General features: G+C 66.6%; 17 protein-coding genes. 10 read left to right on the top strand and 7 right to left on the bottom strand.

Annotated features, from left to right (window positions below; all coding sequences use genetic code 11):
• Positions 1-106 precede the first annotated feature (106 nt).
• From BFAL_RS05310 to BFAL_RS05295, 4 genes are all read left to right on the top strand, one after another.
• Positions 107-826: an amino acid ABC transporter permease gene (locus BFAL_RS05310; protein WP_055427389.1), complete on the top strand. Its 720-nt coding sequence runs from the start codon at positions 107-109 to the stop codon at positions 824-826.
• A 97-nt stretch (positions 827-923) separates the two neighbouring features.
• Positions 924-1,622, top strand: a complete 699-nt coding sequence (locus tag BFAL_RS05305; protein WP_082440385.1) for an amino acid ABC transporter permease — start codon at positions 924-926, stop codon at positions 1,620-1,622.
• A gap of 152 nt (positions 1,623-1,774) precedes the next feature.
• On the top strand, positions 1,775-2,806 hold the full coding sequence (locus BFAL_RS05300) for a uroporphyrinogen decarboxylase family protein (RefSeq protein WP_055427387.1): 1,032 nt from the start codon (positions 1,775-1,777) through the stop codon (positions 2,804-2,806).
• Between the two features lie 776 nt (positions 2,807-3,582).
• Positions 3,583-4,551 carry a LysR family transcriptional regulator gene (locus tag BFAL_RS05295; protein ID WP_055427386.1) on the top strand — a complete coding sequence of 323 codons (969 nt, stop codon included), beginning with the start codon at positions 3,583-3,585 and terminating at the stop codon, positions 4,549-4,551.
• 314 nt (positions 4,552-4,865) lie between these two features.
• On the opposite strand, the gene BFAL_RS05290 is transcribed toward BFAL_RS05295, so the two are convergent.
• A complete protein-coding gene (locus BFAL_RS05290; protein WP_055427385.1) occupies positions 4,866-6,095 on the bottom strand; it encodes a trans-sulfuration enzyme family protein in 1,230 nt (409 codons plus the stop codon).
• A 456-nt stretch (positions 6,096-6,551) separates the two neighbouring features.
• Here BFAL_RS05290 and BFAL_RS05285 point away from each other — a divergent pair, with 456 nt between their 5' ends.
• The gene (locus BFAL_RS05285) at positions 6,552-7,256 is read left to right on the top strand and encodes an alpha/beta hydrolase (RefSeq protein WP_082440384.1); all 705 of its coding nucleotides are present in this window, start codon (positions 6,552-6,554) and stop codon (positions 7,254-7,256) included.
• Between the two features lie 168 nt (positions 7,257-7,424).
• Here BFAL_RS05285 and BFAL_RS05280 read toward each other — a convergent pair whose 3' ends face one another.
• Positions 7,425-9,839, bottom strand: coding sequence for an elongation factor G (locus BFAL_RS05280; RefSeq protein ID WP_055427384.1), 2,415 nt, complete (start codon positions 9,837-9,839; stop codon positions 7,425-7,427).
• Positions 9,840-10,282: 443 nt separating this feature from the next.
• Between BFAL_RS05280 and BFAL_RS05275 the strand changes: the two genes are divergently transcribed.
• Entirely contained in the window at positions 10,283-11,023 is a 741-nt protein-coding gene (locus tag BFAL_RS05275; RefSeq protein WP_055427383.1) for a 3'-5' exonuclease, read from the top strand.
• Between the two features lie 181 nt (positions 11,024-11,204).
• Positions 11,205-13,499, top strand: coding sequence for a M13 family metallopeptidase (locus tag BFAL_RS05270; RefSeq protein ID WP_055427382.1), 2,295 nt, complete (start codon positions 11,205-11,207; stop codon positions 13,497-13,499).
• A 146-nt stretch (positions 13,500-13,645) separates the two neighbouring features.
• Here BFAL_RS05270 and BFAL_RS05265 read toward each other — a convergent pair whose 3' ends face one another.
• The 3 genes from BFAL_RS05265 to BFAL_RS05255 all read right to left on the bottom strand — a co-directional run bounded on the left by BFAL_RS05265 (position 13,646) and on the right by BFAL_RS05255 (position 20,482).
• The gene (locus BFAL_RS05265; RefSeq protein WP_055427381.1) at positions 13,646-14,452 is read right to left on the bottom strand and encodes a single-stranded DNA-binding protein; all 807 of its coding nucleotides are present in this window, start codon (positions 14,450-14,452) and stop codon (positions 13,646-13,648) included.
• Between the two features lie 413 nt (positions 14,453-14,865).
• Complete coding sequence (locus BFAL_RS05260; protein ID WP_082440383.1) at positions 14,866-17,994, bottom strand: Ig-like domain-containing protein; 3,129 nt, start codon at positions 17,992-17,994, stop codon at positions 14,866-14,868.
• A 76-nt stretch (positions 17,995-18,070) separates the two neighbouring features.
• The gene (locus tag BFAL_RS05255; RefSeq protein ID WP_055427380.1) at positions 18,071-20,482 is read right to left on the bottom strand and encodes a beta-L-arabinofuranosidase; all 2,412 of its coding nucleotides are present in this window, start codon (positions 20,480-20,482) and stop codon (positions 18,071-18,073) included.
• A gap of 522 nt (positions 20,483-21,004) precedes the next feature.
• On the opposite strand from BFAL_RS05255, the gene tatA reads away from it, so the two are divergent.
• From tatA to BFAL_RS05240, 3 genes are read left to right on the top strand one after another with little or no spacing between them, the layout of a single operon-like run.
• Positions 21,005-21,292 (top strand): twin-arginine translocase TatA/TatE family subunit, encoded by a 288-nt coding sequence (gene tatA / locus BFAL_RS05250; RefSeq protein WP_055427379.1) that lies wholly within the window; start codon positions 21,005-21,007, stop codon positions 21,290-21,292.
• Positions 21,289-22,386, top strand: coding sequence for a twin-arginine translocase subunit TatC (gene tatC, locus BFAL_RS05245; protein WP_236691676.1), 1,098 nt, complete (start codon positions 21,289-21,291; stop codon positions 22,384-22,386). The genes tatA and tatC overlap by 4 nt, the downstream gene beginning before the upstream one ends.
• 5 nt (positions 22,387-22,391) lie before the next feature.
• Positions 22,392-22,649, top strand: a complete 258-nt coding sequence (locus BFAL_RS05240) for a Sec-independent protein translocase subunit TatA/TatB (protein WP_236691675.1) — start codon at positions 22,392-22,394, stop codon at positions 22,647-22,649.
• 27 nt (positions 22,650-22,676) lie between these two features.
• Here the strand turns inward: BFAL_RS05240 and BFAL_RS05235 are convergent, their stop codons facing one another.
• Both BFAL_RS05235 and BFAL_RS05230 read right to left on the bottom strand, forming a co-directional pair.
• Complete coding sequence (locus BFAL_RS05235; RefSeq protein WP_055427377.1) at positions 22,677-23,774, bottom strand: LacI family DNA-binding transcriptional regulator; 1,098 nt, start codon at positions 23,772-23,774, stop codon at positions 22,677-22,679.
• 215 nt (positions 23,775-23,989) lie between these two features.
• A complete protein-coding gene (locus BFAL_RS05230; RefSeq protein ID WP_055427376.1) occupies positions 23,990-25,066 on the bottom strand; it encodes a LacI family DNA-binding transcriptional regulator in 1,077 nt (358 codons plus the stop codon).
• Positions 25,067-25,156: the final 90 nt, after the last annotated feature.

Raw genomic sequence — 25,156 nt, 5'->3', positions numbered from 1 at the left:
CCGCAAGCCGGACACCTACCGACGGACCTTCATCCCTCATCTCCGCAATCCGCATCCGCGCAACAACGCACCCTGCACAAGCGCACTATATATAAGGACAGAACCCGTGGATTTCGCATACGTGCTCACCCTGCTGCCGGCGTTCCTGCTGAAACTGCCGTACACGCTGCTCATCGTCGTCGGCTGCTACGCGGCGGCGTTCGTGCTGGCGTTCCTCATTCTCAGGGCGCGAGTCGACCGCATTCCCGTCCTGTCCGCGATCCTCGACGTCTACGTCTCGTTCGTGCGCTGCGAGCCGATCGTGCTGCTGCTGTTCCTCATCTACTTCGGATTGCCGCAGCTGCTCGGCACGTTCGGCATCGACATCACCTCATTGAGCAAGACGACGTTCGCGTGCGTCACACTCATCTTCTTCAACGCCGGCTGGCTCAGCGAGATCCTGCGCGGCGCATACCTGAGCGTCACACCCGACCAGTTCGAACTCGCCGATTCGCTCGGCTACAGCAAAGGCCAGCTGTGGCGCCGCACGCTGCTGCCGCAGATCATCGGCATCGCCATCCCCGATCTAGGCAACGCGGCCGTGGATCTCCTCAAGGACACGTCGCTGCTGTTCACCATCGGCGTGGTCGACATGATGGGACTCGCCTCGATCAAAGTGGCGAACAACTACGGCGTCAAACAGTCCGAAGTGTATCTGGCGGTGGCGCTCATCTACTGGGTCGCCGCACTGCTCATCGAATTCCTCGTGTGGCTGGCGAAACGCAACAACCGCTACTACCAGGTCATCGACGCGGCATCCCGACTGCGCGCCCGCACCGCCGCGTAAAACCCGCCGTCACACCAACCGATCGACCCGCCAGACGACCACCAGACAGAAAACAAACCACGGGAAACGGCCCCGCGCACAGACCAGAGGAAAACCCATGCCAGCGTTATTGGACTACATCATCAAGATCGCCACCATCGTGCCATCGGTGCTGCTGCACGCGATCATCATCCTCGCGCTCGGACTGCTGTTCGGCATCCCCGTCGCACTCGTGTTCCGCGCGCACGTGCCCGTCCTGTCGCAACTGCTGCGCCTCTACACGTCGTTCTTCCGCGGCACGCCGATCCTCGTGCAACTGCTGTTCTGGTACTACCTGCTGCCGCAATGGTCGTCCGCCATGCTCAACACCGTCGGATTCCACGTCAGCAAGAACTCGGTGAACGCGACCATCGTGCTCATCTTCACGTTCGTGCTCGTCTACACCGCCTACCTGCAGGAGACCGTGCAGGCATCGCTCGCCTCCATCGACCCGAACCAGCTCGAACTCGCCGACTCGCTCGGCTACACACGCTGGCAGAAAGCCATCCACGTCATCATCCCGCAGGCGGTGGTCTACGCGCTGCCCAACCTGTTCAACATGTTCATGAACGTGCTCAAGGCGCTGTCGATGGGATTCACCATCGCCGTGATCGACATCTTCGCGCAGGCCAAGCTCATCGCCGGACTCAACGGCGACTACATGACCTCATACACGGCTGCGGCACTCGTCTACTGGGCGTTGTGCGGCGTGCTGTTCATCATCATGAACCTGTACCTGCGCAGGCATGACGCCGTGCTCACCGGCACACGCCTGTAACGCGCGGATTGCGGGGCCGTAGGTTCCGCCCACCCGCATTCCAACCACGCCCCGCAATCCGCACACGATACTTACCCATCCATCAACCAACCTGTTGCCGTCCCCGCCGCAAGGCGGCAGCATCGACAACGCGGCACACGAAAGGCAGTACCATGACCCGCGACCGCAGACAGGAATTCCACGACCTCGCCAAAGGCGAAGGCACCACGCCGTACCTGACCAGTGCGTGGCAGCACTTCATCGGCGCCGAATACGACGTGGAGCTGCAGGCCCGCGCGCACATCGACTTCGTGCGCAAATGGGATTGGGATTACGTCAAGATCAACCCGCGTTCCGCCTACTACGCGGAAGCCTTCGGCGCCCACTTCGACCCGGACGACTACGGCACCGGCCGCTCCCCGCGCCTGCTGGACTACCCGGTGACCCGTCCGGAGGATCTGGCGAAGATCACGCCCGTCGACCCGACCGCGAGCAAGCCGTTCGCCGACCAGATCGCCTCCGCGCGTCTGATCCGCGAGGACCTCGGCGACCGCGCGATTCTCGAAACCGTGTTCTCCCCGCTGACGGTGCTGCTGTTCGTGGCCGGCCTGCCGCGTATCAACGGCAAGGCGTTGTACGGCGCCGCGCCCGTGCTCGACAAGGACACGCTGCTGTTCACCGACAAGGAAGCCACCCTCAAGGCGCTGGACGCGATCACCGAGACGCTCATCGCCTATGTGAAGACCGTGATCGCGCCGGTCGAGCAGGGCGGCGCCGGCCTTGACGGCATCTTCTACGCGGAGACGGGCATGGCCAGCCGCGGCTACTTCACGCACGAACAGTTCCTCGAGCTCGCCCGCCCGTACGACGAGCGCATTCTCGCCGCCGTGGGCGACCACGTGAGGCTGCTGCACACTTGCCGTGACCACGCCAACCCGGACTGGTTCGCCGACTACCCCATCGACCTCCTGCAGTGGGACCCGTACGTGCCCGGTAACCCGCCGATCTCCGACGATTTCAACGCGGTGCCGGTCGGCGGCCCCGACGCGGTGCTCATCGGCGAAGGCACCGACACGGACGAGCTCGCCAAGCAGATCAAGGAGACGGTCGACTTCCGCAAGGGCAAGCCGTTCCTGCTGGCTCCGAGCTGCACGATCCCGCCGAAGCCGGACGACGAGCACCTGCGCCTGCTGCGCGAAGCGTGATTGGTTGCCGTCCGGTCGATATGTCCGGGCGGGCGGCCCCTCCGGACATATCGACCGGCGTATGAATCCGCGCATCCTACTCGAAGCACGGATTCATACGCCGGTGCCGTCCCAGCCCGGCACGAGGTTCGCATTCATCCGCGAACACGCATAGCCTCATCACCGATCTGCGCAGTTCGGCCTATGACCTGTTCAATCAGATGCGCAACCTGCTCATTCGGCAATATAACCTGAGCGGTTTCGTATACAACCTGCGCAATCGAGACCGCAACCTGTGCACCCCCATTCTGAAGAGAGCCGTTCCCGAGCCAAGCAACGATTCTGAAATCGGCGGATTTCCAAGCATCTGGCGACCGGTCAGCAGCGCCGGAAAGCCCCACTACCCGACCCCTATGCGCAGGTTCGCCTCCAGACTGCGCAAGTTCACCCTCAGACTGCGCAAGTTCGTACCTCAACTGTGCAGGTTCGCCTCCCAACTGCACAGGTTCACTCCACTGCCCACTCCGCTACCCACTCCTTCACGTTGCTCCATCGCTCAGCAGCTTCGTTCACGCTACTCCGTCACTCCACTACCCACTCGTTCACGCCACCCCGTCGCTCCGCCGCTTCCTTCACTTTCATCACATCGCTCCGCCGCCTCCCTCAACATCACCCCATCACTCCACCGCCCGGCCATGCCGCCCATTCCCTCTATTCCACCCTTCATCCGCATGGCACGGGTAGCATGAAGGAAACCCTCCTCACCGAGCGCCCCTCCCACGAGAATCGAGCCGCATATGACGGAACATCCGACGCCCTCAGCCACGCATCACGCGACTGAGCTCAACCCGCAATCGCTGGTCACCCTGTGGCAGATCGAACGGTATGGCTCGTTCTCGGCCACGGCAAAGGCGCTCGGCTGGTCGCAGCCGGCGATCAGCCAGCAGGTCAAGAAGCTGGAGGCGCAATGCGGCACAACACTGGTGGAGCGCACGCCGCATGGGGTGCGCCTGACCGCCACGGGCGCGATGCTCGCCCGTCACGGCGAGTCCATCGCGGAGCGGCTTGAGCATGCCGAGCACGAGTTGGAGGATTACCGCGAACGACGTTTCGTGCATTTGAGTCTGGTCGCGCCTCCCTCTATCTGTTCGACGATCGCGGCGCGCGCGGTGGTCCGCCTGGGCATGGTCAATGATGTGAAGCTGTCGCTGACGCAGATGGAGCCGCCGGAGGCGATTGTGCAGGTGTCGCAGGGCAAGGCGGATGCGGCGGCCGTGTTCCGCTACGGCAGCATCCCTTCGTTCCTGCCGTTGGGCGACGATTTGGAGTTCCATTCGCTGGGCTCGGATCCGCTGCGCCTGCTGGTGCGGCGGTCAAGCGACGTGGCGCAGCGCTACGAGGAGGACGGCAAGCCGGTTTCGTTGGCCACGGCGAAGGACGAGCCGTGGATCGCCGGCTGCCCGACGTGCCGCGCGAATCTCGTCAAGCTGGCTTCCCGCGCCGGGTTCACGCCTGATGTCGTGCACGCGACGGACGACTATTGGGCGACGCAGAACCTGGTGGAGGTGGGTATGGGCGTTTCGCTTGTGCCCGAGCTGGATACGCATATCAATCTGGGCGAAGGGCTGATCGCCTGTCCGATCGCCGACGATTACGCGACGCGTGAGATCGGCGTGGTGACCCGCGCCGGCGACCATCGTCCCGCGCTGGACGCGCTGGTGCGTGAACTGCAGCGCACGGCCACGGCCTATCTGACGGCGGCATAGCGCCGCCACGGGTTTGCGGCATGGGCTCCGACAAGTCACGCCGGCGCCCATGCCGGAATCCACGACAGACCATGAGCATCCAAGGTCCACACTCGACAGATCGGATACACCCAGACCACACACGCCCGAAGAGCCAAATGTATATACCAAAAGGTGCCGCGGACACCCCCTACAGGGCATCCGCGGCACCGAATCAAGCGGCAAGAGCCGGAATAGGCAACTGGCCTGACGCACCGGAGTAAACAGCCGGTTCCGGCATCCAGAACCAACCAACGCACCGGAACCAGCCGACGTTCCTCCTACTGTCTAGTTGCTTACGCGAGCACGCCCGCGGTGAGCGCGCTGAACACGTCGGTGTCGGCGTGACGTTTGATGTACTGCTCGTAGGCGATGTCGAACGCCTGGCCAAGGTCTTCGATGAGGTCCGCGGCGTCTTCGATGCCGACGGACAGGCGCACGAGTTCGTCGGTGATGCCGACTTTGAGGCGTTCCTCACGCGGCAGTTCGAAGTGCGTCATGCGACACGGCAGCTCGGCGAGCGATTCGACGGCGCCGAGCGAAACGGCCAGCCGGAACACGTGCAGGTTGTCGAGCACGTCGGCCGGGTCGACGCCGGGCACGACTTCGAAGGCGAGCACGCCGCCGGCGCCCTTGAAACCTTTGGCGCGCAGTTCGTCTTCCTGGGCGGGCAGGCCCGGGTAGTACACGGTCTTCACGAGCGGGTGGGCGAGCAGGTATTGCGCGACGGCTTTCGCGTTGGCCTGCTGGCGGTCCATGCGCAACGCGAGCGTCTGGATGCCGCGGCGCACGGCGTCGCATTCGAGCGGCGCGAGGACGCCGCCGAAACGGTTCTGCGCGAAGTAGATCTTCTCGCCGAGGCTGTCGCTCAGGGTGACGACGAGTCCCGCGTTCACGTCGGAGTGGCCGGCGAGGTATTTCGTCGCGGAGTGGATGACGATGTCGGCGCCCAGATCGAGTGGACGCTGCAGGTACGGGGTGACGAACGTGTTGTCGACGATGGCGATGGCGCCGTGGCGGTGTGCGATGTTGGCGATGCCGCGCACGTCGTTCACGTCGAGCAGCGGGTTGGTGATGCCTTCGAAGTAGACGGCCTGGGCGGGGGCGACGCCGTGCTCGCGGTCGCCGGCGACAGCCCGCTCGAGCGCGTCGAAGTCCTGCGTGTCGACCGAGGCGATGCTCAGCCCGCGGTCGGCGAAGTACTCGTGGAACATCGAGTAGGTGCCGCCGTACACGTTCTTGCCGACGACGATGCGGTCGCCCGGCTTGAAGATGCTGAGCACCGCGTGGATGGCGGCGAGGCCGGAGGCGAATGCGAATCCTCGCTTGCCGTGTTCGAGCTGGGCGATCTGGCGTTCGAGGAAGTCGCGGGTCGGGTTGCCGCTGCGCGCGTAATCGTAGCGGGGCATGGAATCGACCTTCTCGAAAGCATATGTCGTGGAGTTGTAGATCGGCGGGTTCACGGCTCCGGTGGCATTGTCGCCGACCGGCAGGCCGTGGACGAGCTGAGTGTTGAACCTGGTCATTGCGCACCCCCTATCGTGTTGCGTTTGCGCTGCGCGTGCGTCCCGTACTGCTTGGCGCTGTCGCATGGCACTTGTTGTTTTCCCCACCCCACGAGGCCGTTCCCCGTGCGGCTGTTATCGAAGATAACGGATGATGCCCGCGAAGGGAACGGCGTTGCTATATGGGTTGGTTATGGGACGCTATATACGGTCCAGCGCTATACCAGGCTAAGGTCCACATTGCCGGCTCTGCGCCGTCCCGCGCTCGCCCGTCCCGCGCTCGTCTCACTCCGACTCACTCGCCTTGCCCTTCACTCGCTCCTCCCGACACTCGCTCCTCCCGACACTCGCTCCTCCCGACACTCGCCTTGCCCCTCACTCGCTCTAGTCCGCATTGCCGCCCCTCGCTCGCCTCGCCCCATACTCACCCCGGTCCGCATGCCCCTGCCGTAATCGACGCGGCCTACACTGATTGGTATGAAGATCACCAAGGCTTTGACGCGTCTGAGCGCTCCCACTGCCTCCGATGCCACCGCCAGTGTCACCGCCACCGCCGGTTCCGGTGCCGCTTCCGATGCCCCCGTGTTCGTGCTGCTGCACGGCTGGGGTTCCAACGAGTACGATCTGCCCGATCTGCTCGACTACTGCGGCGCGGGTTCCGCCGATTATGCGAGCCTGCGCGCCCCGATCCCCTACGGCATGGGCGGCACGTGGTTCGGCGATTGGGCGCATGAGGGCGTGCCGGAAGGCGAGTCGCTCACCCGACAGGCCGGCGAGGCTGCCGCCGCGATCGACGAATGGGTCCATGCGAACATCCCCGACGAGCGTCGGGTGGTCACGATGGGCTTCTCGCAGGGCGGTCTGCTCGCCGCGCACATGCTGCGGTTCGATCCGGAACGCTATGCCGCTGCCGTGAGTTTCTCGGGTTGGCTCGCCCCCGGCGCGATGCCCGGCGACGACGCGCTGATGGCCTCCCGCCCGCCGGTCTTCTACGGTCATGGTTCGGCGGACGACATCTTCCCCAAGTCCGATGTGGCGGCGATGAGCGCGTTCTGGGATGCGCATGCCACGCTCGACGAGCACGTCTACCCCGGCATGACCCATTCCATCAATATGGATGAGCTGCGCGACGTGCGGTCGTTCCTCGAATCGAACGGTTTCGTCCGCCCGCGGATCTGGTAGGCGTCGTTCCGTCCCGCCTGGACGCGCGCTCGGCACTCGCGCTCCGCGCACGCCGCACGATCGTGCACGCCCGCGCACCGTCACACGCGGTCACGCACGACGACCACGCACGTCACACAACCGCGCACGCCACACGCCCGCACACCACACCATACACACCCACACACGTCACGCGGTCGCATAGTCGACGTGTGCGAATTCCGGCACTTTGTACCATTTGACCGGGTAGCCGGCGCCGTGCGCGCAGAACACGGAGTCGGGCGTGTTCTCCAGGTCGGATTCGGGATCGTAGGCGGCGGCTTCGATCACGCGCGCGGCGTCATGGCAGAGCCGGTATCCGCCGAATGTGGCGGAGAACCGGCCGCGCCCGTGCGTGTATGCGTTCACATCCATCGCGTAGTCGCGCATTTCGGAGACGGGCGCGTACCCTTCGACGACCGCGTAGTCGCCGTCGTCGGTCGGCGCGTCGAACGTGCCTGACATGCGCTGCACGTCGCTCATGGCGCGCCCGACCATGCTGTTCGGCACTTCCAGCCGGAACCGGTACCACGGTTCGAGCAGCCGGCAGTTGCCTGGGTCGGCGGCCACGGCCTTCACCATCGCGTCCACGTCGCGCGTGTCCGCATCGGCACCACCGTGTCCGGCACCACCGTTCCCGGCACCGCTGTGCCCGGCGCCGTCGCGCCCGACTCCTTCCGCACTGCCGCGCGCCCCGTCGCGCGCGCTGTCGCGCACGTCGTCCTCGTCTTCGGGCGGCTCGTATGCGGGGCGTTGCGTGTCGCGCCCGACGACCGGACGCCCCGTGATGCCGCCGCGCGCCTCCATGAGCCCCTGCCGTATCGCACGGTAGGTGGCCTGCCGGAAGTCGCCGCCTTCCGTGTGTTTCAGGTGCGCGCGCCCGGCCACGAGCGTCATGCGGATGTCGGTGAGCGGCGAGCCGGTGAGCACGCCGAGATGGTCGCGTTCGGTCAGGTGCGTGAGGATGAGCCGCTGCCAGTTGCGGTCGAGTTCGTTTTCGCTCACGTTCGTGGCGACGCTCACGCCGCTGCCCGGCTCGCCCGGTTCGAGCAGGATGTGCGCTTCCGCGTAGTGGCGCAGCGGCTCGAAATGCCCGACGCCCTCGATGGGCGCGGTGATGGTTTCGCGGTAGAGGATCGATCCGGCGCCGAACGAGACGTCGAGTCCGAACCGGTCATGCAGGGTCTGCTGGATGATTTCGAGCTGGACCGCGCCCATGAGCTGCACGTGGAGTTCCTGCACGCGTTCCACCCATACGACGTGGAGCAGCGGCTCCTCGTCTTCGAGTTCGCGAAGTGCGGCGATCACCTTGTGGAGGGTGAGGTCGTCGAACCGTGGGGCCGCCGGGGCCGTGTCGCCGCCGGGCGTTCCGGCGTCCGCTCCGGCGGGCAGCACGGTGTAGGTGAGCACCGGCTGCATCGTCGTCGTGCCGGCGTCCGGTTCGTCGCCGAGGCCGGCACCGGGAAACGTATGCGTCAAGCCGGTGACCGCGCACACCGCGCCTGCGGGCAGTTCGGTGGCGATGTCGAAGCGGGAGCCGTTGTAGACGCGCACCTGGTCGATTTTCTCGCGTTCCGCGACGGCATCGCCGGACATGACGGGTGTCGACGCGCCTGCGACACCTTCGTCGCCGCCTGCGGCACCGGCGGCGACGTCGGCATGCTCAGTGTTCCGCGCGTCCACCCCGCCGCCGAGTGCGACCATCGATTTGGCTTTCAACGTGCCGCCGGTCACGCGCAGCCAGGTGAGGCGATTGTGTTTGTCGTCGTGGGAGATTTTGAACACGCGGGCGCGGAACGGTTCCGGCCAGACGGTTTCGCGCGTGTACGCGTCGAGCGTGTCGAGGAATTCCGCGACGCCGTCAAGTTTCAGCGCGGAGCCGAAGCAGACGGGGAACAGCGCGCGTTTCGCGATCATCGAACGCACTGTGTCTACGGTGAGCGCACCGGTTTCAAGGTATTCGTCCATCGCGGATTCGTCGAGTGTGGCGATGTCTTCGGCGGCGTCGCCGAGATCGACCGTGGCGGCGCCGGCGGTATCGTGCGCGGCGGCGTCACCGTCGCGCGCGGCGTCGCCTGCCGCGTCGCGCGACGGCAGCGGCAGCGGGTAGACGGCGTCGGACAGGCGGCGGCGCAGGTCGGCGAGCGCGGTGGCACGGTCGAAGCCTGCGGCGTCGCTTTTGTTGACGAAGACGAATGTGGGTACGCGGTAGTGTTTCAGCAATCGCCATAGGGTTTCGGTGTGGCCTTGCACGCCGTCGATGCCAGAGACGACGAGGATCGCGTAGTCGAGCGCGCGCAGTACGCGTTCGGTTTCGGCGGCGAAGTCGACGTGGCCGGGGGTGTCGAGCAGGGTGAGCTGGAGGTCGCCGTGTTCGACGAGCGCCTGGTGCGCGGAGATGGTGATGCCGCGCGCTTTTTCGAGGGTGTCGGTGTCGAGGAAGGCGTCGCCGTGGTCGACGCGGCCGAGTTTGCGGATTTCGCCGGTGCGGTAGAGCAGCGCTTCGGAGAGGGTGGTCTTGCCCGCGTCCACGTGTGCGACGATTCCCGCCACGATCCGTTTCATGTTCCGCCTTTCGTTCCGTGTGCGCCGCGCGGGGCGCGTGCGCGTTGCGCCGGTCTTTCAGGTCGCGGTGTCCGGCGCACGGCAGCCGGGTCGCGATGTCTGACGCACGGCGCCCGGTCACCGACCACCGGGTCGCGATATTCGCCCGGTCGCGGTCTGCGCAATCGCCGCCGGCCCGGACCGCGGTATCCGCCGCCGAGGGGCGCGCGACACGCTACCCCACTATAAACCGGTCTACTTGTTCCGTGTCCCGGCGGCTCGGCTACGATGGTCTGCGCAAGGATGGCACGTGCGGCTTCGCCGGGCTGCGGGGCGATGTGCAGCATCTGCGTGGCCACGTGCGTCACGCATGCATGGCACATGTTTTGCGGCATGCGGCTCCCGCGTATGCGGCGTGCGTGGCGCATCCATGCGACGTTTGGATTTTTAGGTAAGGAGCAGCCGTGACCGTTTCCGGCATCACCGTTTCCGGGCAGCAGTCCGATCTCGAGACCGCCGCGGCGGCCTTCCTCCCGCAGGGGTTCCCGGCGGATTATGTGGCGCTCGATTTGGAGACCACGGGGTTCTACCCGAACAGTTGCTCGATCACGGAGATCGGCGCGGTGCGCGTGCGCGAGCGGCGCATCGTGGACCGGTTCCAGCGCCTGGTGAACCCGCTGCGGCCGATTCCTCCCGCGGTGGTGCGGCTCACTGGCATCACGGATGATATGGTCGCGGGCGCGGATCCGATCGACACGGTGCTGCCCGAGTTCGTGGCGTGGCTCGGCGAGGGCGCGGAAGGCGGCGAGACGACCGATGCAGCGGCGGGCGCGCAGATCGCGGTGGAGCCGCTGATCGGGCACAACATCCGCTTCGACCTGAGCTTCCTGGATTGGAATGCGCGCAAGGTTCTGGACACGCCGTTCTCGTGCGTGGATTTCGACACGATGCAGATCAGCCGCGCGCTGTTCTCGTATGAGCGCCATCATCGTCTGCTCGACCTGATCCGCCGGTTCGATATCGCGGACAATGAGGAGCACCGCGCGTTGAGCGACGCCATCCAGACGCAGCAGTGCTTCGAATGGATGCGCAAGTTCGTGGACCGTCATGCCGGCCGCGCCAACGGGTTCGAGTCCGTCACGTGGAAGACGGTGCCCACGAAGGGCAACGACGCGATTCTCAACCGCCAGATCGTGCTGCTGTAGGCAGCTTTCGCCGCTCGGCCGGCCTTGGCCCGCACCGGCTGCGGTCGGCCGTACCCGTGGTCTTCGCGGTCGCGGATGCGGCCGATCACAGCCGAACCGCATCGGAACCGCCGGTGAACTATGCGCGTGGCGGGCGGGCGGAACGTGCGCGGAACCCGCACGGCCGACTACTGTGGTGTGCATGAGTGAAACATCTGCAACCATTGCGGCCGGCTCCGCGCCGGCGCTGAAGTCGGGCATCGACCCGGCATCGTTCTCCGGCGTCGTCAAGCCCGCCGACGACCTGTTCCGCTACGTGAACGGCCCGTGGATCGACACGTACCGTCTGCCCGACGACCGTTCCCGCTACGGTTCGTTCGACAAGCTCGCCGAGGACGCGGAAAACCAGATCCGCGACATCCTCGAAGACGATGACGCGCAAGGCGTCGGCACCGCCGATGCGCCCGACGCGAACGCCGCCGCGGCCGACGTGAACGCCATCGCCGCTCCGGCGGCGAAGTCGCGCGCCCTGTACCGTTCGTTCCTGAACACGGATGCGATCGAAGAGGCGGGCATCAGCCCGATCCGTCCGGAACTCGACGCGATCGACGCCGCCGAAGACAAGGCGGCGCTTACGCGCGTGCTCGGCCATCTCAACCCCGCGGGCGGCCCCGACCTGTTCGGCGTCGCCATCTACGGCGACCCGGGCGACCCCGACTTCAACATCGCGCACATCGAACAGGGCGGCATCCTGCTGCCGGACGAAGCCTACTATCGCGAGGAGCATTACGCGCCCGTGCGCGAATCGTTCGTGACGATGGTCGCCACGCAACTGGTGAACGCGGGGTACGCGCCCGCCGCCGAAGACAATCCGAACGTCGACGACGAACTGCCGCGTCGTGCCGGCGATGACGCGGACGACGCCGACGAGGCGCAGGGCGCCGCCGGCGAGGCCGCGCTCCCCACGCCGGGCGAGGAGGCGCTCGCCCTGGCCCACCGTTTCCTCGACGTGGAGACGCGCATCGCCGCGAACCATTGGGACAACGTGGCCACGCGCGATTCGGTGAAGACGTACAATCCCACCGATTTCGCCGATCTGGCCGCGTCGCTCGCGCATTTCGGGCTCGACGCGTGGATCGACGCATGGCAGCGCGCCTACGACGCGACGCCGGCCGCGACCGTGCAGCCGCTCGACTTCCGCACCGTGTTCGCCCGGGTGATCGTGCACGAGCCGAGCTTCCTGACCGGACTGGACGCGTTCTGGGATGCGGCCGATCTGGACGATCTGAAGCTGTGGGCGCGCGTGCACGTCATCGTGGGTTCGGCGAGCATGCTCTCGCACGTGTTCGACGCGACGAACTTCTCGTTCTACGGCAAGGTGCTGTCCGGGCAGAGGAAGCAGCGCGACCGTTGGAAGCGCGGCGTGAGCCTCGTCAACGGCGCGTGCGGTGAGGACGTGGGCCGCGAGTATGTGCGCCGCCACTTCCCGGAAAGCTCCAAGCGGCGCATGGAGCAGCTGGTCGCGAACCTCATCGACGCCTACCGCGTGTCCATCACGAATTCGGACTGGCTGGGCGAGGAGACGCGCGCGAAGGCGTTGGAGAAGCTCACCAAGTTCACGCCGAAGATCGGCTACACGAACCATTGGCGCGACTATTCCGCGTTGGACGTGCACGAGGACGCGGTGCTCGCCGAGAACGCGAAGGCCGTGACCCTGTACGAGACCGGCTACCAGCTGGCGAAGGTCGGCAAGCCGGTCGACAAGGACGAGTGGCTGATGAACCCGCAGACGGTGAACGCCTACTACGAGCCGACGATGAACGTGATCGTGTTCCCCGCGGCGATCCTGCAGCCGCCGTTCTTCGACCCGGATGCGGAGGATGCGGCCAACTACGGCGGCATCGGCGCGGTGATCGGGCATGAGATCGGGCACGGGTTCGACGATCAGGGCGCGCAGTACGACGGCGACGGCAAACTCAACGACTGGTGGACCGCCGAGGACAAGGCGAACTTCGAGACGCGCACGAAGGCGCTGATCGCGCAGTACGACGCGTTCACGCCCCGCCAGCTGGCCGAGAAGTACGCGGACGAGCCCGACAAGATGCCGCATGTGAACGGCGCGCTGACGATCGGCGAGAACATCGGCGATCTGGGCGGCGTGAACATCGCGTTGAAGGCGTACGCGTTCGCGCTCGACAAGGCCGCCGGCCGCGCGGAGGACGGTTCGCCCGCCGCGATCGAGGCGTCGCTCGCGGGCGCGCCCGAACTCGACGGGTTCACCGGCCTGCAGCGCTTCTTCCTGAGCTACGCCTCGATCTGGCGCACGAAGAACCGCGACGAGCTGGCCGAACAGTACCTGCAGATCGACCCGCATTCCCCCGCCGAATGCCGCACCAACGGCATCGTGCGCAACGTGGACCTGTTCTACAAGGCGTTCGACGTGCGGCCCGGCGACGCCATGTGGCTCGCCCCGGAGGAGCGCGTGCGCATCTGGTGAGTGCGGCCCGTGACGGCCTTGCATTTCCACCCCTGAACACCACACTCCCTGGCGGGGAAGTCTCGATTCGCTCCGGGGTTTATGCCCGGAATACGGTACAAACCCCGGAGTGAACCGAGAACGCCACGTGACGAACACCTCTCCCGTTACATCGTGCCGCTGTTGAAGTCGTCGGGTTCGCGCATCTCGCCGGTGGCGGGGTCGACTGCGGCATCGCCCGCGCCGGAGTCGGCCACTCTGCCGGCATCACCGGCGCCACTGGCGTCATCATCGCCGGTGGCGCCGGTGACAATCGCACCGCTTCCGGCGGGTTCACCGGAAACGGTGGCGGCATCATCATTCCCGACCGTTCCGCCGGTGTCGTCGCTGATGCCGGACGTGTCGATGACGACGCCGGGGGCGCCTCCCGCATTGGCTATGGGGTTCGACGGAATCGCGGGGTTCAGCGGATTGTTCGACGGCGGGCCGTACTGTCCGCCGACCCCCGGCGCACCGGTACCGGATTCCGGTGCGTTCGCCGCCGCGGACGCACCGGGCTCACCGGCACCACCCGCGCCGGCGGCGGCACCGCCGGCTCCGGTCTGGTTGCGCGGAATGCGGTTGAGTCTGGCGATGCCCTGGCTCAGGTCAGGCCCGACGGCCGAGGCGTCGATGACCGGCGTGACGCGGTCCACGCCGTCCTTCTGCCAGCGTTCGGTGCGCATCGTACCGACCACGATCACCGGATCGCCTTTTTCCAGCGAACCGAGGATGTTCTTGGCCAATCCGCGGTAGGCGCATACGCTCACCCATGAGGTGCCGCGGTCACGCCACTGCCCGGTGCTCTGGTCGAAGAAACGCGGGGTGACGCCCATGCGGAACGAGCATGCGGGGACGTTCGCGCTTGTGGTGAAGGGGTTGGGTACCGCCCCGAGGTTGCCGGTGACGGTCACCAGCGCTTGTTGGATGCCCATGAGAGGTCCTTTCCTGCCGGCTTTCGCTGTCCGGCGCCGTTGCTGTTCGCGGGGTCGTCCCGCGAGTCCGATGTGGTGGCTGTTCGGTTATGGACCGAAGGAGACCGCCGCATCGGTGCCGTGCGTCGCCGACTTCGCCGATTCCTCCGGTGCTTCCAGCGTGCGTCATCGCACGCCTCCCGCGCCACCTCCACCGGCCGATGTGGAAAGAGCCCCCTGCCCCGGGCGTGTTGTGGACAACGTGTGGATTGCGGCAGGTTATCCACCGTCATGTCAACGGTCTTTACGATTTCGTGCGGTCGTGCAGCGACTGCACATCCACAGATGGATGACATGACACATACGGCAAGACCGCCGCATTCGAAGGAGTGAATGCGACGGTCTCGTCGTATATCGGGAGAAACGCGGTCAGCTCACGCCCGGCGCTTGCGCCAGACGGTCAGGCCCGCGCCGGCCGCGGCGAGCAGCGCGACCGCGGCGGCCACGCCGGCGACCGTGGAACCGGTCGTGGAGAGCGCGCCGTTGCCCTTGCCGGCGGTCGAACCGTTCGGGGACGGCTTCGGAGCCGGGTTCGGCGACGGGTTCGGAGCCGGGGTCTTCTCCTTCAGACCACCCACGGCCTCGGCGAGCGCCTGCTGGGCGGCGGTCACCTCATCCTGGGTGACGTCGGCGTTGTCGAGCACCTTCTGGGCTTCGGCGATGGCGTAGTCAAGCGCCTTGAGGGACTCGTCGGTGTACAGGCCGCGGTCGACGGCCTTGGCCGTGTCGACATCGGCCTGGAGCGCGGACTTGTCGACCGGCGTCGGAGTCGGAGTCGGAGTCGGCTCGACGGCCTTCTTCTCCAGTCCGAGGATGGCCTTGACCAGTGCGGTCTGCGCGTCGGTCACGTCGTCCTGCGTGGCGGACACGTCGCCAAGCACGCCGTTCGCGGCGGCGAGGGCGTCGGCGAGCGCCTTCCAGGATTCCGGCGTGTAGTCGGCCTCATTGAGGTTCTTCGCGTTGACCGTGTCGACCGTGGCCTTGAGACCGTCCTTGACCACCGGCGTCGGCGTCGGCTCGACGACCTTCTCCAGACCGGCGACGGCCTCGACGAGCGTCTTCTGGGCGGCGGTCACCTCGTCCTGGGTGGCCTTGGCGTTGTCAAGCACGGCCTGCGCGTTCTTCAACGCCTCGGACAGCTTGGCCCACGACTCGGCGGTGTACTGCTTCTCGACCAGCTTGCCGGCGACCTCGACGGAGACCTTGAGACCGGACTTGTCGACGGTGGGCAGCTGTTCGACCGGCTTGAGGCCTGCGACGGCGTCGGCCAGCTTCTGACGGGCGGCGTCCACCTGGTCCTGCGTGGCGGACTCGTCGGCGAGGACCTTGTTCGCGGAGGCGAGCGCATCGGAGAACGTCTTCCACGTCGCGGACGTGTAGGCGGACTGCTGCAGCTTGCCGGCGATCTCGACGGCGGCCTTCAGTCCGGACTTGTCGACCGGGGCCGGCTCGGGCTCCTTGGCCTTGACGGTCACCTCGACGGAGGCGGACTTGGACTCGTCGACGGTGGAGGTGGCGGTGATGGTCGCCTTGCCGGCGGCCACGGCCTTCACGTTGCCGTCCTTGTCGACGGTGGCGATCTTCTCGTCGGAGGACTTCCAGGTCACGGTCTTGGCCGCGTCGCCGGTGGTCTTCACGTCGGCGGCGAGCTTGGCGGCGTCGCCGGCGGTGAGCGCCAGCTTGCCGTCCTTCACGCCGTCGCCGGTGATGGCCACGGAGTCGACGGACGGGGTCGGCTCGGGCGTGGCCTCGCCCTTGCCGAGGTTGATGTTGGCGTAGGCGGACTCGTTGCCGGCGGCGTCCTGCGCGTAGAAGTGCACGTAGGTGTTGTGGTCGGCGGAAAGCTGGACCTTGATCTTGTCGGCGTCCACGTAGGTGCCCCACATGGTGTTCTCGTTGGACTTCGGGTTGTTGGACGGACCGGTGGAGTAGAGCACGCGGGTCACGCCGGAGCCCTTGGCGCCGTCGTCGGCGGTGAGGGCGACGACCACGTCGTTGCCCTTCTTGCTCTCCTGCTTCGCGGTGACCTTCGGCGCGGCGGTGTCGACCTTGATGGTCTGGGAGGCCTCACGCGAGTTGCCGTTGGCGTCGGTGGCGCGCGCAGAGACGGTCACCTCGCCCTGCTCGTTCACGCTGACCGGGCCGGAGCCTTCGATCCACTGGCCGCCGCCGATCTTGTACTCGACGGAGGTGACGGGCACGGTGGAGACGCCGCGCTGCGCGGAGACGGAGAACTTCGGCGCGATCGTGTACCAGCCGGAGCCGGGCGCGGCGGAGTCGAAGTCGATGGCGACGAGCGGCTTGGCGTTCGGATCGGACGGGGCGACCACGAAGAACATGCCCTGCGCCTTGATCTCGGTGCCTTCGATAACGCCGGAGACCTCGCCCATCTGCTCGGCTTCGGCGTAGTCGGCCTTCGGCACGTCGGCCCACGTCACCTTGGCGCCGGATTCGACGGAGCCGTCGGCGTAGGTGAGGGCGACCGTGTCCTGCAGCACGGGCTTGACGCCCGGCGTGGTGACGGTGGAGACGTACTCCGCGTCAGTGACCTCGGTGTTGAGCTGGTCGTACACGCCGATGGTGGCGGTGACCTGCCCTGCCTCGACCTTGATGCCGTCATACGTGCCGGCCTTGGTCTCGCCCTTCACTTCGCTGGTGGTACCGGCCTTCGCGTAGGCGTCAGCGCCGACGGCGTCCCAGGTGACGGGCACCTTGAGGCTCGGGCCGTTTTCGGGCGTCACCCACACGTTCTTGGGCAACTTGGCGGTCGGGTCCGCGCCGGGCGTGGTGCGCACGGCGACCTGCTGCGTGTACAGGAACGCGTCCGGATCGCCCGGGTCGACCGGCTCGGCGGCGCTGGAGCCCAGCACCTGCCATTCGGTGACGGTGATGCCCTTGTTGTCGTTGGCCTGCTTGGCGACGACGAGGCGCAGCGACTTGGTGGTCACTTGGTCGAAGGTGTACGTGTACGGGCCGTAGACCGGGTTGTCGGCGTCGAGTTCGGAGTCGGACGGGAACGCCTTGTCGACCTTGAGGTTCGGCACGGTCTCGTACTTGCCGGAGTCGGCGTTGAGGTATTCGATGGACACACTCTTCGGCAGCAGCACGCCGGCGTCGCCGGTCTTCGCGTTCGTCCAGTAGTACCCGACGGACTTGGCGGTGGTCACGTCGCGGTTCCACGTGTAGGTGGCGGTCTCGTGGTCGCCGGTGTTGCCCCACGTGCCCCATCCGCCGTAGTTGGCGTTGCCGTCGAGGCTGCCGTCGTTGAGTGCCGTGGTCTTGTTCCAGCCGGTCACGTAGCTGACGGCGATGTCGGGCGCGTTGTCGTTGCCTTTGTCGGCGCTGAGCGCGACGTTCGTCTCCGCGGGAGCCGGCTCGTCCGCCGCGCTTGCCGTTGCGGCGATGGCGCCGCCGGCCAGCAGCGTCGCGGCGGCGACGGCGAGCGCGGCGAAGCGTTTCGCCAGTCCCGCTTTCGCGGCCGTTGCAGTGCTTGCGATGGTCATGTATGTTCTTTCTCTTCGATTGGTGTCTTCGATGATGACGGTGGTGTCCGTGCGATGTCGTCCGTGCTCAGCCGGGTCAGCTCATCCTGGCGCGGCCGGCGGCGAGGAGCACCTGCTGGCGGTCGTGGCTGGACAGGAGGCCTTCGTCCTGGTAGGTCTTGGAGACCTCCTGGACCTTCCTGACGAAGTCGGCGCGGCTGGCGAACGGCGCGGCGGCCCAGATGTCGTCCATCAGGGTGGAGGCGTCGCGGTCCTTGGCGGCCGGGCGCTTCGGGTTCTTCACGTCGGTGAGGCGCCCCGCGAAGCCCACGTAGTCGTCCTTGCGCTGGAAGTACATGTGGTACGGGGTGTTGTCGCCGTTGTACGCGGGTTCGAACTCGTCGCCGTCGATGATGAAGTAGTTCTTGGTGCCTTCCTTCTTCTGCACGCCGAGCTTGATGGTGCCGTCGAGTCCGTTGCGCTCGTAGAAGCCGCGCTGGATGAACTTGGTGGACGGGTTGAGCGCGTTGAGCAGGGTCGGCCCGTAGAACAGGGATTGGATGTCCTGGCGGTCGTCGGTGGATTCGGTGCGCAGCTGCAGCGGGATGGTGACGGCGATCTTGTCGCCTTCCTTCCAGCTGCCGGCCACGGTGGCGTATTCGCCGGCCTTGACGCCGTCGACCGCCTTGCCGTTCACTTCGATCTTCGCGCCCCTGCTCCACGCGGGGATGCGGATACGGAAGGTGACGGCGCTCTTCGGCGCGGCGGTGACGATGAGCGTCGAGGTCTCCTCCTCCGGGTAGTTGGTCTCCTGGGAGAGCTTGAGCCCGGTCTCCGTCCAGTCGAGGGTGGACGGCGTGAACAGGTTGACGTACAGCTCCTTGTTGTCGGCCGAGTGGAAGTAGATGGAGTCCTGGTACTTCGTGTGGCTTTCCAACGCGGTGCCTCCGCAGCAGGTGCCGACGTTGCCGTCGCCGTATTCCTTCTGGGTGGCGGGGTTCACCGGGTACATGTAGCAGTTACCCGGGGTGAAGCCGGTCGTCGCGCTCGCGTCGGTGGGGTTGTGCAGGTCGCGCGACTTGCCGCCGAGGATGTGGTTGAGCACGGTGCGCTCGTAGTAGTCCATGTAGGCGGGCTTGTGGTCGATGAAGAACAGGCAGCGCGCGATCTTGAGCATGTTGTACGCGGCGCAGGATTCGCAGTTGCGCGTGCCGATGTCGCCGGCCACGGTGTGCGCCGGACCCCACATCTCACCTTCGCCGGTGCCGCCGTGCGAGTACATGCGACCGGGCACGATCATGCCCCAGAAGCCTTCGACGGCCTTGAGGTAGCGCTTGCGGTCCGCCTCCTTGATGTCCGCCTCGGGCATGGCGGCGTCCTTGGCGTAGCCGACGAACTGCGGCAGGTGCTGGTTGGCGTGCAGGTTGTTGAGGATGTCCACGCCGGCGCCGCAGTTGTCGATGAGCTTGTCGGTGTCGAAGAACTTGGACGCCTTGAGGAACTCGGCGCGGTCCTTGTCCTTGGAGAGGTTGTACAGGTCGACGAGCGAATCGTTCATGCCGCCGTATTCGCCGCCGATGTAGATGTCCCACATCTTCTGCAGCTGGGACTTCGTGCACTTGCTCAGGCGCGCGTACGTCCAGTGGCCGATGCCTTCGGCCAGGTCGAGCGCGTCCTCGTTGCCCGCGTACTCATAGCAGGCGAGCAGGCCTGCGAGGATCTTGTGCTCGGTGTACCAGGGAGCCCAGATCTCGCCGTAGGGGGCGTACTCCTCCAGCGCCTTGAACTGCCATTCGCCGTAGGCGGCGAGGAAGCCGGGGTGCGTGTAGCGGGGCTTGCCGTCGTAGGTCATCTTGCGCAGCGCGTCGCGGCACTCCACGAGGCCCGCGATGAGCGCGTTGATCTTGTTGAGGATGGTCTCCTCGCCGCTTTCCGCGTACGCCTGGGCGAGCATGGACATCGCATGGCCGGCGTAGTGGCCGCGCAGCAGGCCGTCGGCGCCGTTCTTGTTCTGGCCGCGCTTGTACTCGGCGTCGCCCCACTGCTGCTCCTTGGCCTTGTCGAGCGAGCCGTTCGGGAAGTTCTCCCAGCCGCCCGCGGGCTGCGCGCCTTTGGTGTCGAGTCCGGCCTGCGCGCGGAAGCAGGTGAGCATTCGGTCGATCGGGTAGTAGCGCGCGAAGTTGAGCTGGTCCTGCTTGGCGCGATCGAACACGCCGCCGGTCACGGCGACCTTGCCCAGCGGGAACGGTTGGACGTCCCATCCGGGCAGCACCGGTGAATCCGGAATGGACTTCACGCTCTTCGTGGTGCGTTGCGCCGCGGGGACGGCCACGCCGCCCGCGCCCTTCGCGCCGCCCGCGCCTGCGGCTCCGGTGGCCGCGGGCGAGGCCGTCGCCGGTGACGTGCCCACTCCCAATGCGCTCGCCACGGCGATGGTGCCGCCGATGGCGGCCGCGCCGGCGAGCACGGCACGGCGTGAGATGCCGGTCGTTGCTTCTGTAGAACTCATCTTGCTCCTTCGCTGAACACCGGCGCATCCATACGTCGGCTCGTGCATCGCATCGATGACGGGCGGCGGTTGGACGCAACGGACCCGGGCCTCCACGCCCTGCCGTCGATCCCGTTGAGGTGCGTCCCCTGTCTGCTTGCGTATGTTGCGGGGTGGGATCGTCGGTTCGTCGCTTCGGTCCTGTTGGTCTGTTGTAGGCTTCCCTCCTTCGGTTCGCCCATGTGGGGCGGCATCCGTTGCCGCTCCGTCTTCGCTGTGCACGTTCACAATAAGCACGTTCCGCCGGGCGCGCCACACGCCTCGTCCACCTTGTTGCGCATCCGTTGCACAGTGCGAAATCGGTTTCCCCTAAGGTTTCGCACGGTATTGAACACCGTTTTGCACAGGTTTGCCGGTTCGTTTCCCGTTGCGCAACGGCCCGTTGCATGGCACCCACGCCACACAGACGCTATACTGTGTGACTGGTGCGTCAATAAGGTGATACTTCCCTGCCTCAACATAGGAGTTGGAAGGAATACAGTCATGCCTAATCTTCGTCCCACCGAGCTCATCATCATCCTGCTCATCATCGTGCTGCTGTTCGGCGCCAAGAAGCTTCCCGAACTCGCCAAGTCCGTCGGCCAGTCGCTGAAGATCTTCCGTTCCGAAACGAAGACCGATGATGCCCCCACGGCGGAGAAGTCTGCGGAGGCCCCCACGCCGGCACCCGCCGCCCAGCCCGCACCCGCACCCGTCGTCTCCCCTGCCGCCACGGTGAGCGCCACCGCCGCGCCGGTAGCCGCCCCCGCGACCGGGGCCGCTGCACGATGAGCACGGCCGCGATGGGCACGGCGGCCGGGGGCGCCACGCTTCCGGCTCCGGCGCTGCATCCCGGCGACAACGACACGCATCTCGATCTCGACAGCCTGCTCGACCATTCCGATGACGACGTCTCCGCCGGGACCGGCCGCACGGCCGCCGGCCGCAAGACCGGCCGGACGCGCGGACCCCGAGGACTTCGCAGGCCCCGCAATCCCGAAGCGGTCATGCCGCTTGCCGACCATCTCGTCGAATTCCGCAAGCGGTTCATCCGTTCCATGGCGGGCATCATTCTCATGACCGTGGCGGGGTGGATGGTCAGCGACCAGGTGTTCCGGATCCTGCAGCAGCCGTTCCTCACGGCGGCCGCCCAGCAGCAGGGTCTGATGAGCATCACGTTCAACGGCGTGGTCTCCGCGTTCAACGTGAAGCTGGAGATCGCGTTCTTCCTGGGCATGGTGGCGTCCTGCCCGTGGTGGTCGTACCAGCTGTGGGCGTTCATCAACCCCGGTCTCAAACGGAAGGAACGCTGGATGGCCGTCGCGTTCATCGGCGCGTCCGTGCCGTTGTTCCTCACCGGCGCCGGCCTCGCATGGGTGTTCCTGCCGCAGGCGGTGGCGATCCTCACCGGCTTCGCCCCCGCGGACACGGCCACGTTGCTCAGCGCCGACGTGTATTTCGACTTCATCCTGCGCATGACGCTCGCGTTCGGATTGTCGTTCCTGTTGCCGGTGGTGATGGTGGCGCTCACGATGATGGGCGCGGTCGAGACGCGCACGTGGCTCAGGCAGTGGCGTGTGGCGGTGCTCGTCGCGTTCGTCTTCGCGGCCGTCGCGACGCCCACCGGCGACCCGGGAACGTTGTGCGCGCTCGCGCTGCCGATCATCGGCATCTATTTCGCGGCGATCGGCGTGTGCGCCCTCTACGAGCGCATCCAGTTGTGGAAAATCATGCGCGAGGCCGGCGAGGAGCCGAAGCTGTTCGCAGTGGCGCGCAAGGTGCGTGCCGTAGTGACGTTCGCATGGCTGCGCTCCCGCAAGATCGGCCGTAAGGGCGCCGGCGAGACCGTCGGACAGGTCGCGGCGTCACGGCCCGAAGGAAGGTGATGGTGATGTTCGGTATTTCCGGCACGGAACTGGTGGTGATTCTCGTCATCGCGCTGATTCTGGTCGGCCCGGACCGTCTGCCCGGATACGCCCGCAAGGCCGGCCGCTTCGTACGCGACATGCGTACACGCGGCACGGCGTTGCGGCGTCAGAGCGACATCGACGTGCACGGCATCGTCGAGGACTCCGGCATCAACGACATCCGCCGCAATCTCGACGCGGCGAAACAGGATGTGGACCGTCTGCTGCCGCCGATCCGGTGACGCGCGCGTCTCGCCGGCGATGAACTGTCAGTCCGAGGGCAGCGTCGATTCCCGCTGTATCAGCGACGCCGCCACGTATTCCACGCCGTGGTGCGGACGCCCGTCGATGGCGTCCATCAGGCACACGGCGGCCTGGCGGCCGACATCCTCGTTGCGGTCGTTGATGGAAGTGAGGTGCGGGTGCACGTATGCGACGTAGTCAGGCTTGTCGTCATGCCCGATGACGGCCGTATCCTGGGGGACTCTCCGGCCGCTGCGCTCGAGTTCATCGATGCATCCGCGCGCCAGCACGTCGCTTTGGCACACCACCGCATCGAACGTGGGGTCGTCGTTCAACAGCAGTCTGGTGGCGGCGCGACCCCACTCGGTGTCCCATGGGCCGAACCGCGGCGTACCCACCGGTTCCAGTCCGTGCGCGCGCAACGCGTCGAGAGCGCCCTCCATGCGTTCGCGCGAGGCCACATACGCCTTGTCGCCACCGATGATGGCGATGCGGCGATACCCGCATGAGAGCAGATGTTCGACGGCCAGACGCCCCGCCGCCACGTTGTCCTGCACGATGGAGCAGTCGTCGGGGTCGCTGGAGCGCCCATACGCGTAGACGCATGGCACGGGTACGTCCAGATGCGCGACCGGGTCGGTGCGCCGGGAGATGACGAGCAGCCCCGCGACGTCCTGTGCGAGCAGCTGTTCGACGCACCGGTGCAGCAACGCCTCGTTGCCGCCCGCGTTGATGAGCAGCATCGCCGTCGCACGTGCCTGGAACGCGTTCTCCGCACCAAGAAGGATCGTCGGCGAGAACGTGCCCTCCAGATCGAGGCAGACCACGCCCACGCGCGTGTCGCGCGACGGGCCCACGGCACGGCGACCCGCCGCACTCTCGTCGTCCGCGTCGGCCCGTCCGCCGCCGTCGGGAGCCGCGCAACGCCCGACGTCATAGCCGAGCCTCCGCGCCGCCTCCCATACGCGCCTGCGTGTCTCCACATTGATGCGCGACTGCCCGCGCAACGCACGGGACGCGGTGGACAACGCCACGTTGGCCGCTTCCGCGACGTCCCGCAACCGCACGGAACGCGGCATCGCCGCGCCCGCCGTCGGGTCATGCTCCTCACGTTGTTCCGGCATGCGCCACTCCTCTTCGCCTCAGACTGCAACGTCTGACCGGTACGTCATCGTTTCAGGCACGATTCTAGCCGCGCCTCCGCGTGAACGCTCACTTGTGCGAGAACGATTCTCACTATCCGAAAACGGCTTTCCCTTCGGTATGCCGTGGCGGCAGGCCGAACCGGAAGGCAGCCACGGGAGAGATGCCGCGCCATCCAATCGCGCCCCGCCGAACGCTACGCGCCCAGTCGTTTCTCGTATATCCGCCCGCTGCTCTCCAACGGCGTGCGCCGCCCCGCCTCGGTGGATTCGCGCACGATCATCGGGCATTCCACGCTGAACACGCCGTGATGCGGGTTCCCGTTGATCGCGTCGAGCAGGTATTGCGCCGCGGTCTTGCCGATCAACGTGATGTTGTTGTCGAACGTGGTGAGCGTCGGGTGCGTGTTCGAACTGAACACGTACCAGTTGTCATGCCCGATCACGGCCACGTCGCCCGGCACGTTGCGCCCCGCGGCCATGAGCCCGCGTACGGCGCCGCGCGCGATCTCGTCGCTCAGGCAGTAGATCGCGTCGAGGTGCGGGTGCCGTTCGGTGAGGATCCGCGCCGCGCGTTCGCCCCAGTCCTCGCTCCACGAGTCGTACAGCACGTCCACCGGGCGGAAATCGTACAGCACGAACGTGCGCTGCGCGCCCTGGATGCGGTCGCGCGCGGCCTGGAAATCCTCCGCGCCGGCAATGATGGCGATGTAGCGGCGACCGAGACTCAGCAGGTATTCGATGGCCTGCGCACCGGCGCCGACGTTGTCGCAGATGATGCTGCAGTCGTCCGGGTCACGCGAGGGATCGTACGTGTAGACGACCGGCAGGCCCATCGTGGTGCGTTCTTCGAGCGGGTTGCGCGGGTTCGTGGTGTCGCCCACGACGATCAGTCCGTCCACGCCGTAGGCGGCGAGACGGTCGATGTGCCCGCGCTCCAACGCGGGCTGTCCGTGCGAGCTCATCAGCAGCGCCGCATGGTTGGACGCGCCGAGCGTGGTTTCGGCGCCGGTGAGCAGCGGCAGGGAGAATCGTCCGTTGTAGTCGGAGGTGATGAGCCCGACGAGCCCGGAGCGCTTGCGTTTCGCCGAGCGCGAGGCGCGTTCGGCCGGGCTCGCGTAGCCGAGGCGCCGCGCGGCTTCGGCCACGGCGCGTTGCGTCTGCGCGGAGATGCGGTCGGTGTGCCGCAGCGCCTTCGACGCGGCCGACACCGACACGTTCGCCTCGCGCGCCACGTCGGCGAGCGTCACTTTGGGATGTCTCCGTGCCGTCATGATTCCGTCTCCTGCCGATCCTCCCGTCGAATTCGCCGATACGGCCACATACGCGACGGACTATCGCCATGATACCCGCCATCGGATGCC

The sequence above is a fragment of the Bifidobacterium aesculapii genome (assembly GCF_001417815.1).
GTDB classification, from domain to species: domain Bacteria; phylum Actinomycetota; class Actinomycetes; order Actinomycetales; family Bifidobacteriaceae; genus Bifidobacterium; species Bifidobacterium aesculapii.
Note: the sequence above shows the minus strand (reverse complement) of the source record. Positions and strands in the feature narration are given on the sequence as shown.

Coding starts and splice junctions, on each gene's coding strand:
- BFAL_RS05235 (WP_055427377.1), bottom strand. CDS start 23,774: ATGCCGGAACAACGTGAGGAGCATGACCCGACGGCGGGCGCGGCGATG.
- BFAL_RS05270 (WP_055427382.1), top strand. CDS start 11,205: ATGAGTGAAACATCTGCAACCATTGCGGCCGGCTCCGCGCCGGCGCTG.
- BFAL_RS05240 (WP_236691675.1), top strand. CDS start 22,392: ATGTTCGGTATTTCCGGCACGGAACTGGTGGTGATTCTCGTCATCGCG.
- BFAL_RS05305 (WP_082440385.1), top strand. CDS start 924: ATGCCAGCGTTATTGGACTACATCATCAAGATCGCCACCATCGTGCCA.
- BFAL_RS05290 (WP_055427385.1), bottom strand. CDS start 6,095: ATGACCAGGTTCAACACTCAGCTCGTCCACGGCCTGCCGGTCGGCGAC.
- BFAL_RS05255 (WP_055427380.1), bottom strand. CDS start 20,482: ATGAGTTCTACAGAAGCAACGACCGGCATCTCACGCCGTGCCGTGCTC.
- tatA (WP_055427379.1), top strand. CDS start 21,005: ATGCCTAATCTTCGTCCCACCGAGCTCATCATCATCCTGCTCATCATC.
- BFAL_RS05280 (WP_055427384.1), bottom strand. CDS start 9,839: ATGAAACGGATCGTGGCGGGAATCGTCGCACACGTGGACGCGGGCAAG.
- tatC (WP_236691676.1), top strand. CDS start 21,289: ATGAGCACGGCCGCGATGGGCACGGCGGCCGGGGGCGCCACGCTTCCG.
- BFAL_RS05265 (WP_055427381.1), bottom strand. CDS start 14,452: ATGGGCATCCAACAAGCGCTGGTGACCGTCACCGGCAACCTCGGGGCG.
- BFAL_RS05230 (WP_055427376.1), bottom strand. CDS start 25,066: ATGACGGCACGGAGACATCCCAAAGTGACGCTCGCCGACGTGGCGCGC.
- BFAL_RS05295 (WP_055427386.1), top strand. CDS start 3,583: ATGACGGAACATCCGACGCCCTCAGCCACGCATCACGCGACTGAGCTC.
- BFAL_RS05300 (WP_055427387.1), top strand. CDS start 1,775: ATGACCCGCGACCGCAGACAGGAATTCCACGACCTCGCCAAAGGCGAA.
- BFAL_RS05260 (WP_082440383.1), bottom strand. CDS start 17,994: ATGACCATCGCAAGCACTGCAACGGCCGCGAAAGCGGGACTGGCGAAA.
- BFAL_RS05285 (WP_082440384.1), top strand. CDS start 6,552: ATGAAGATCACCAAGGCTTTGACGCGTCTGAGCGCTCCCACTGCCTCC.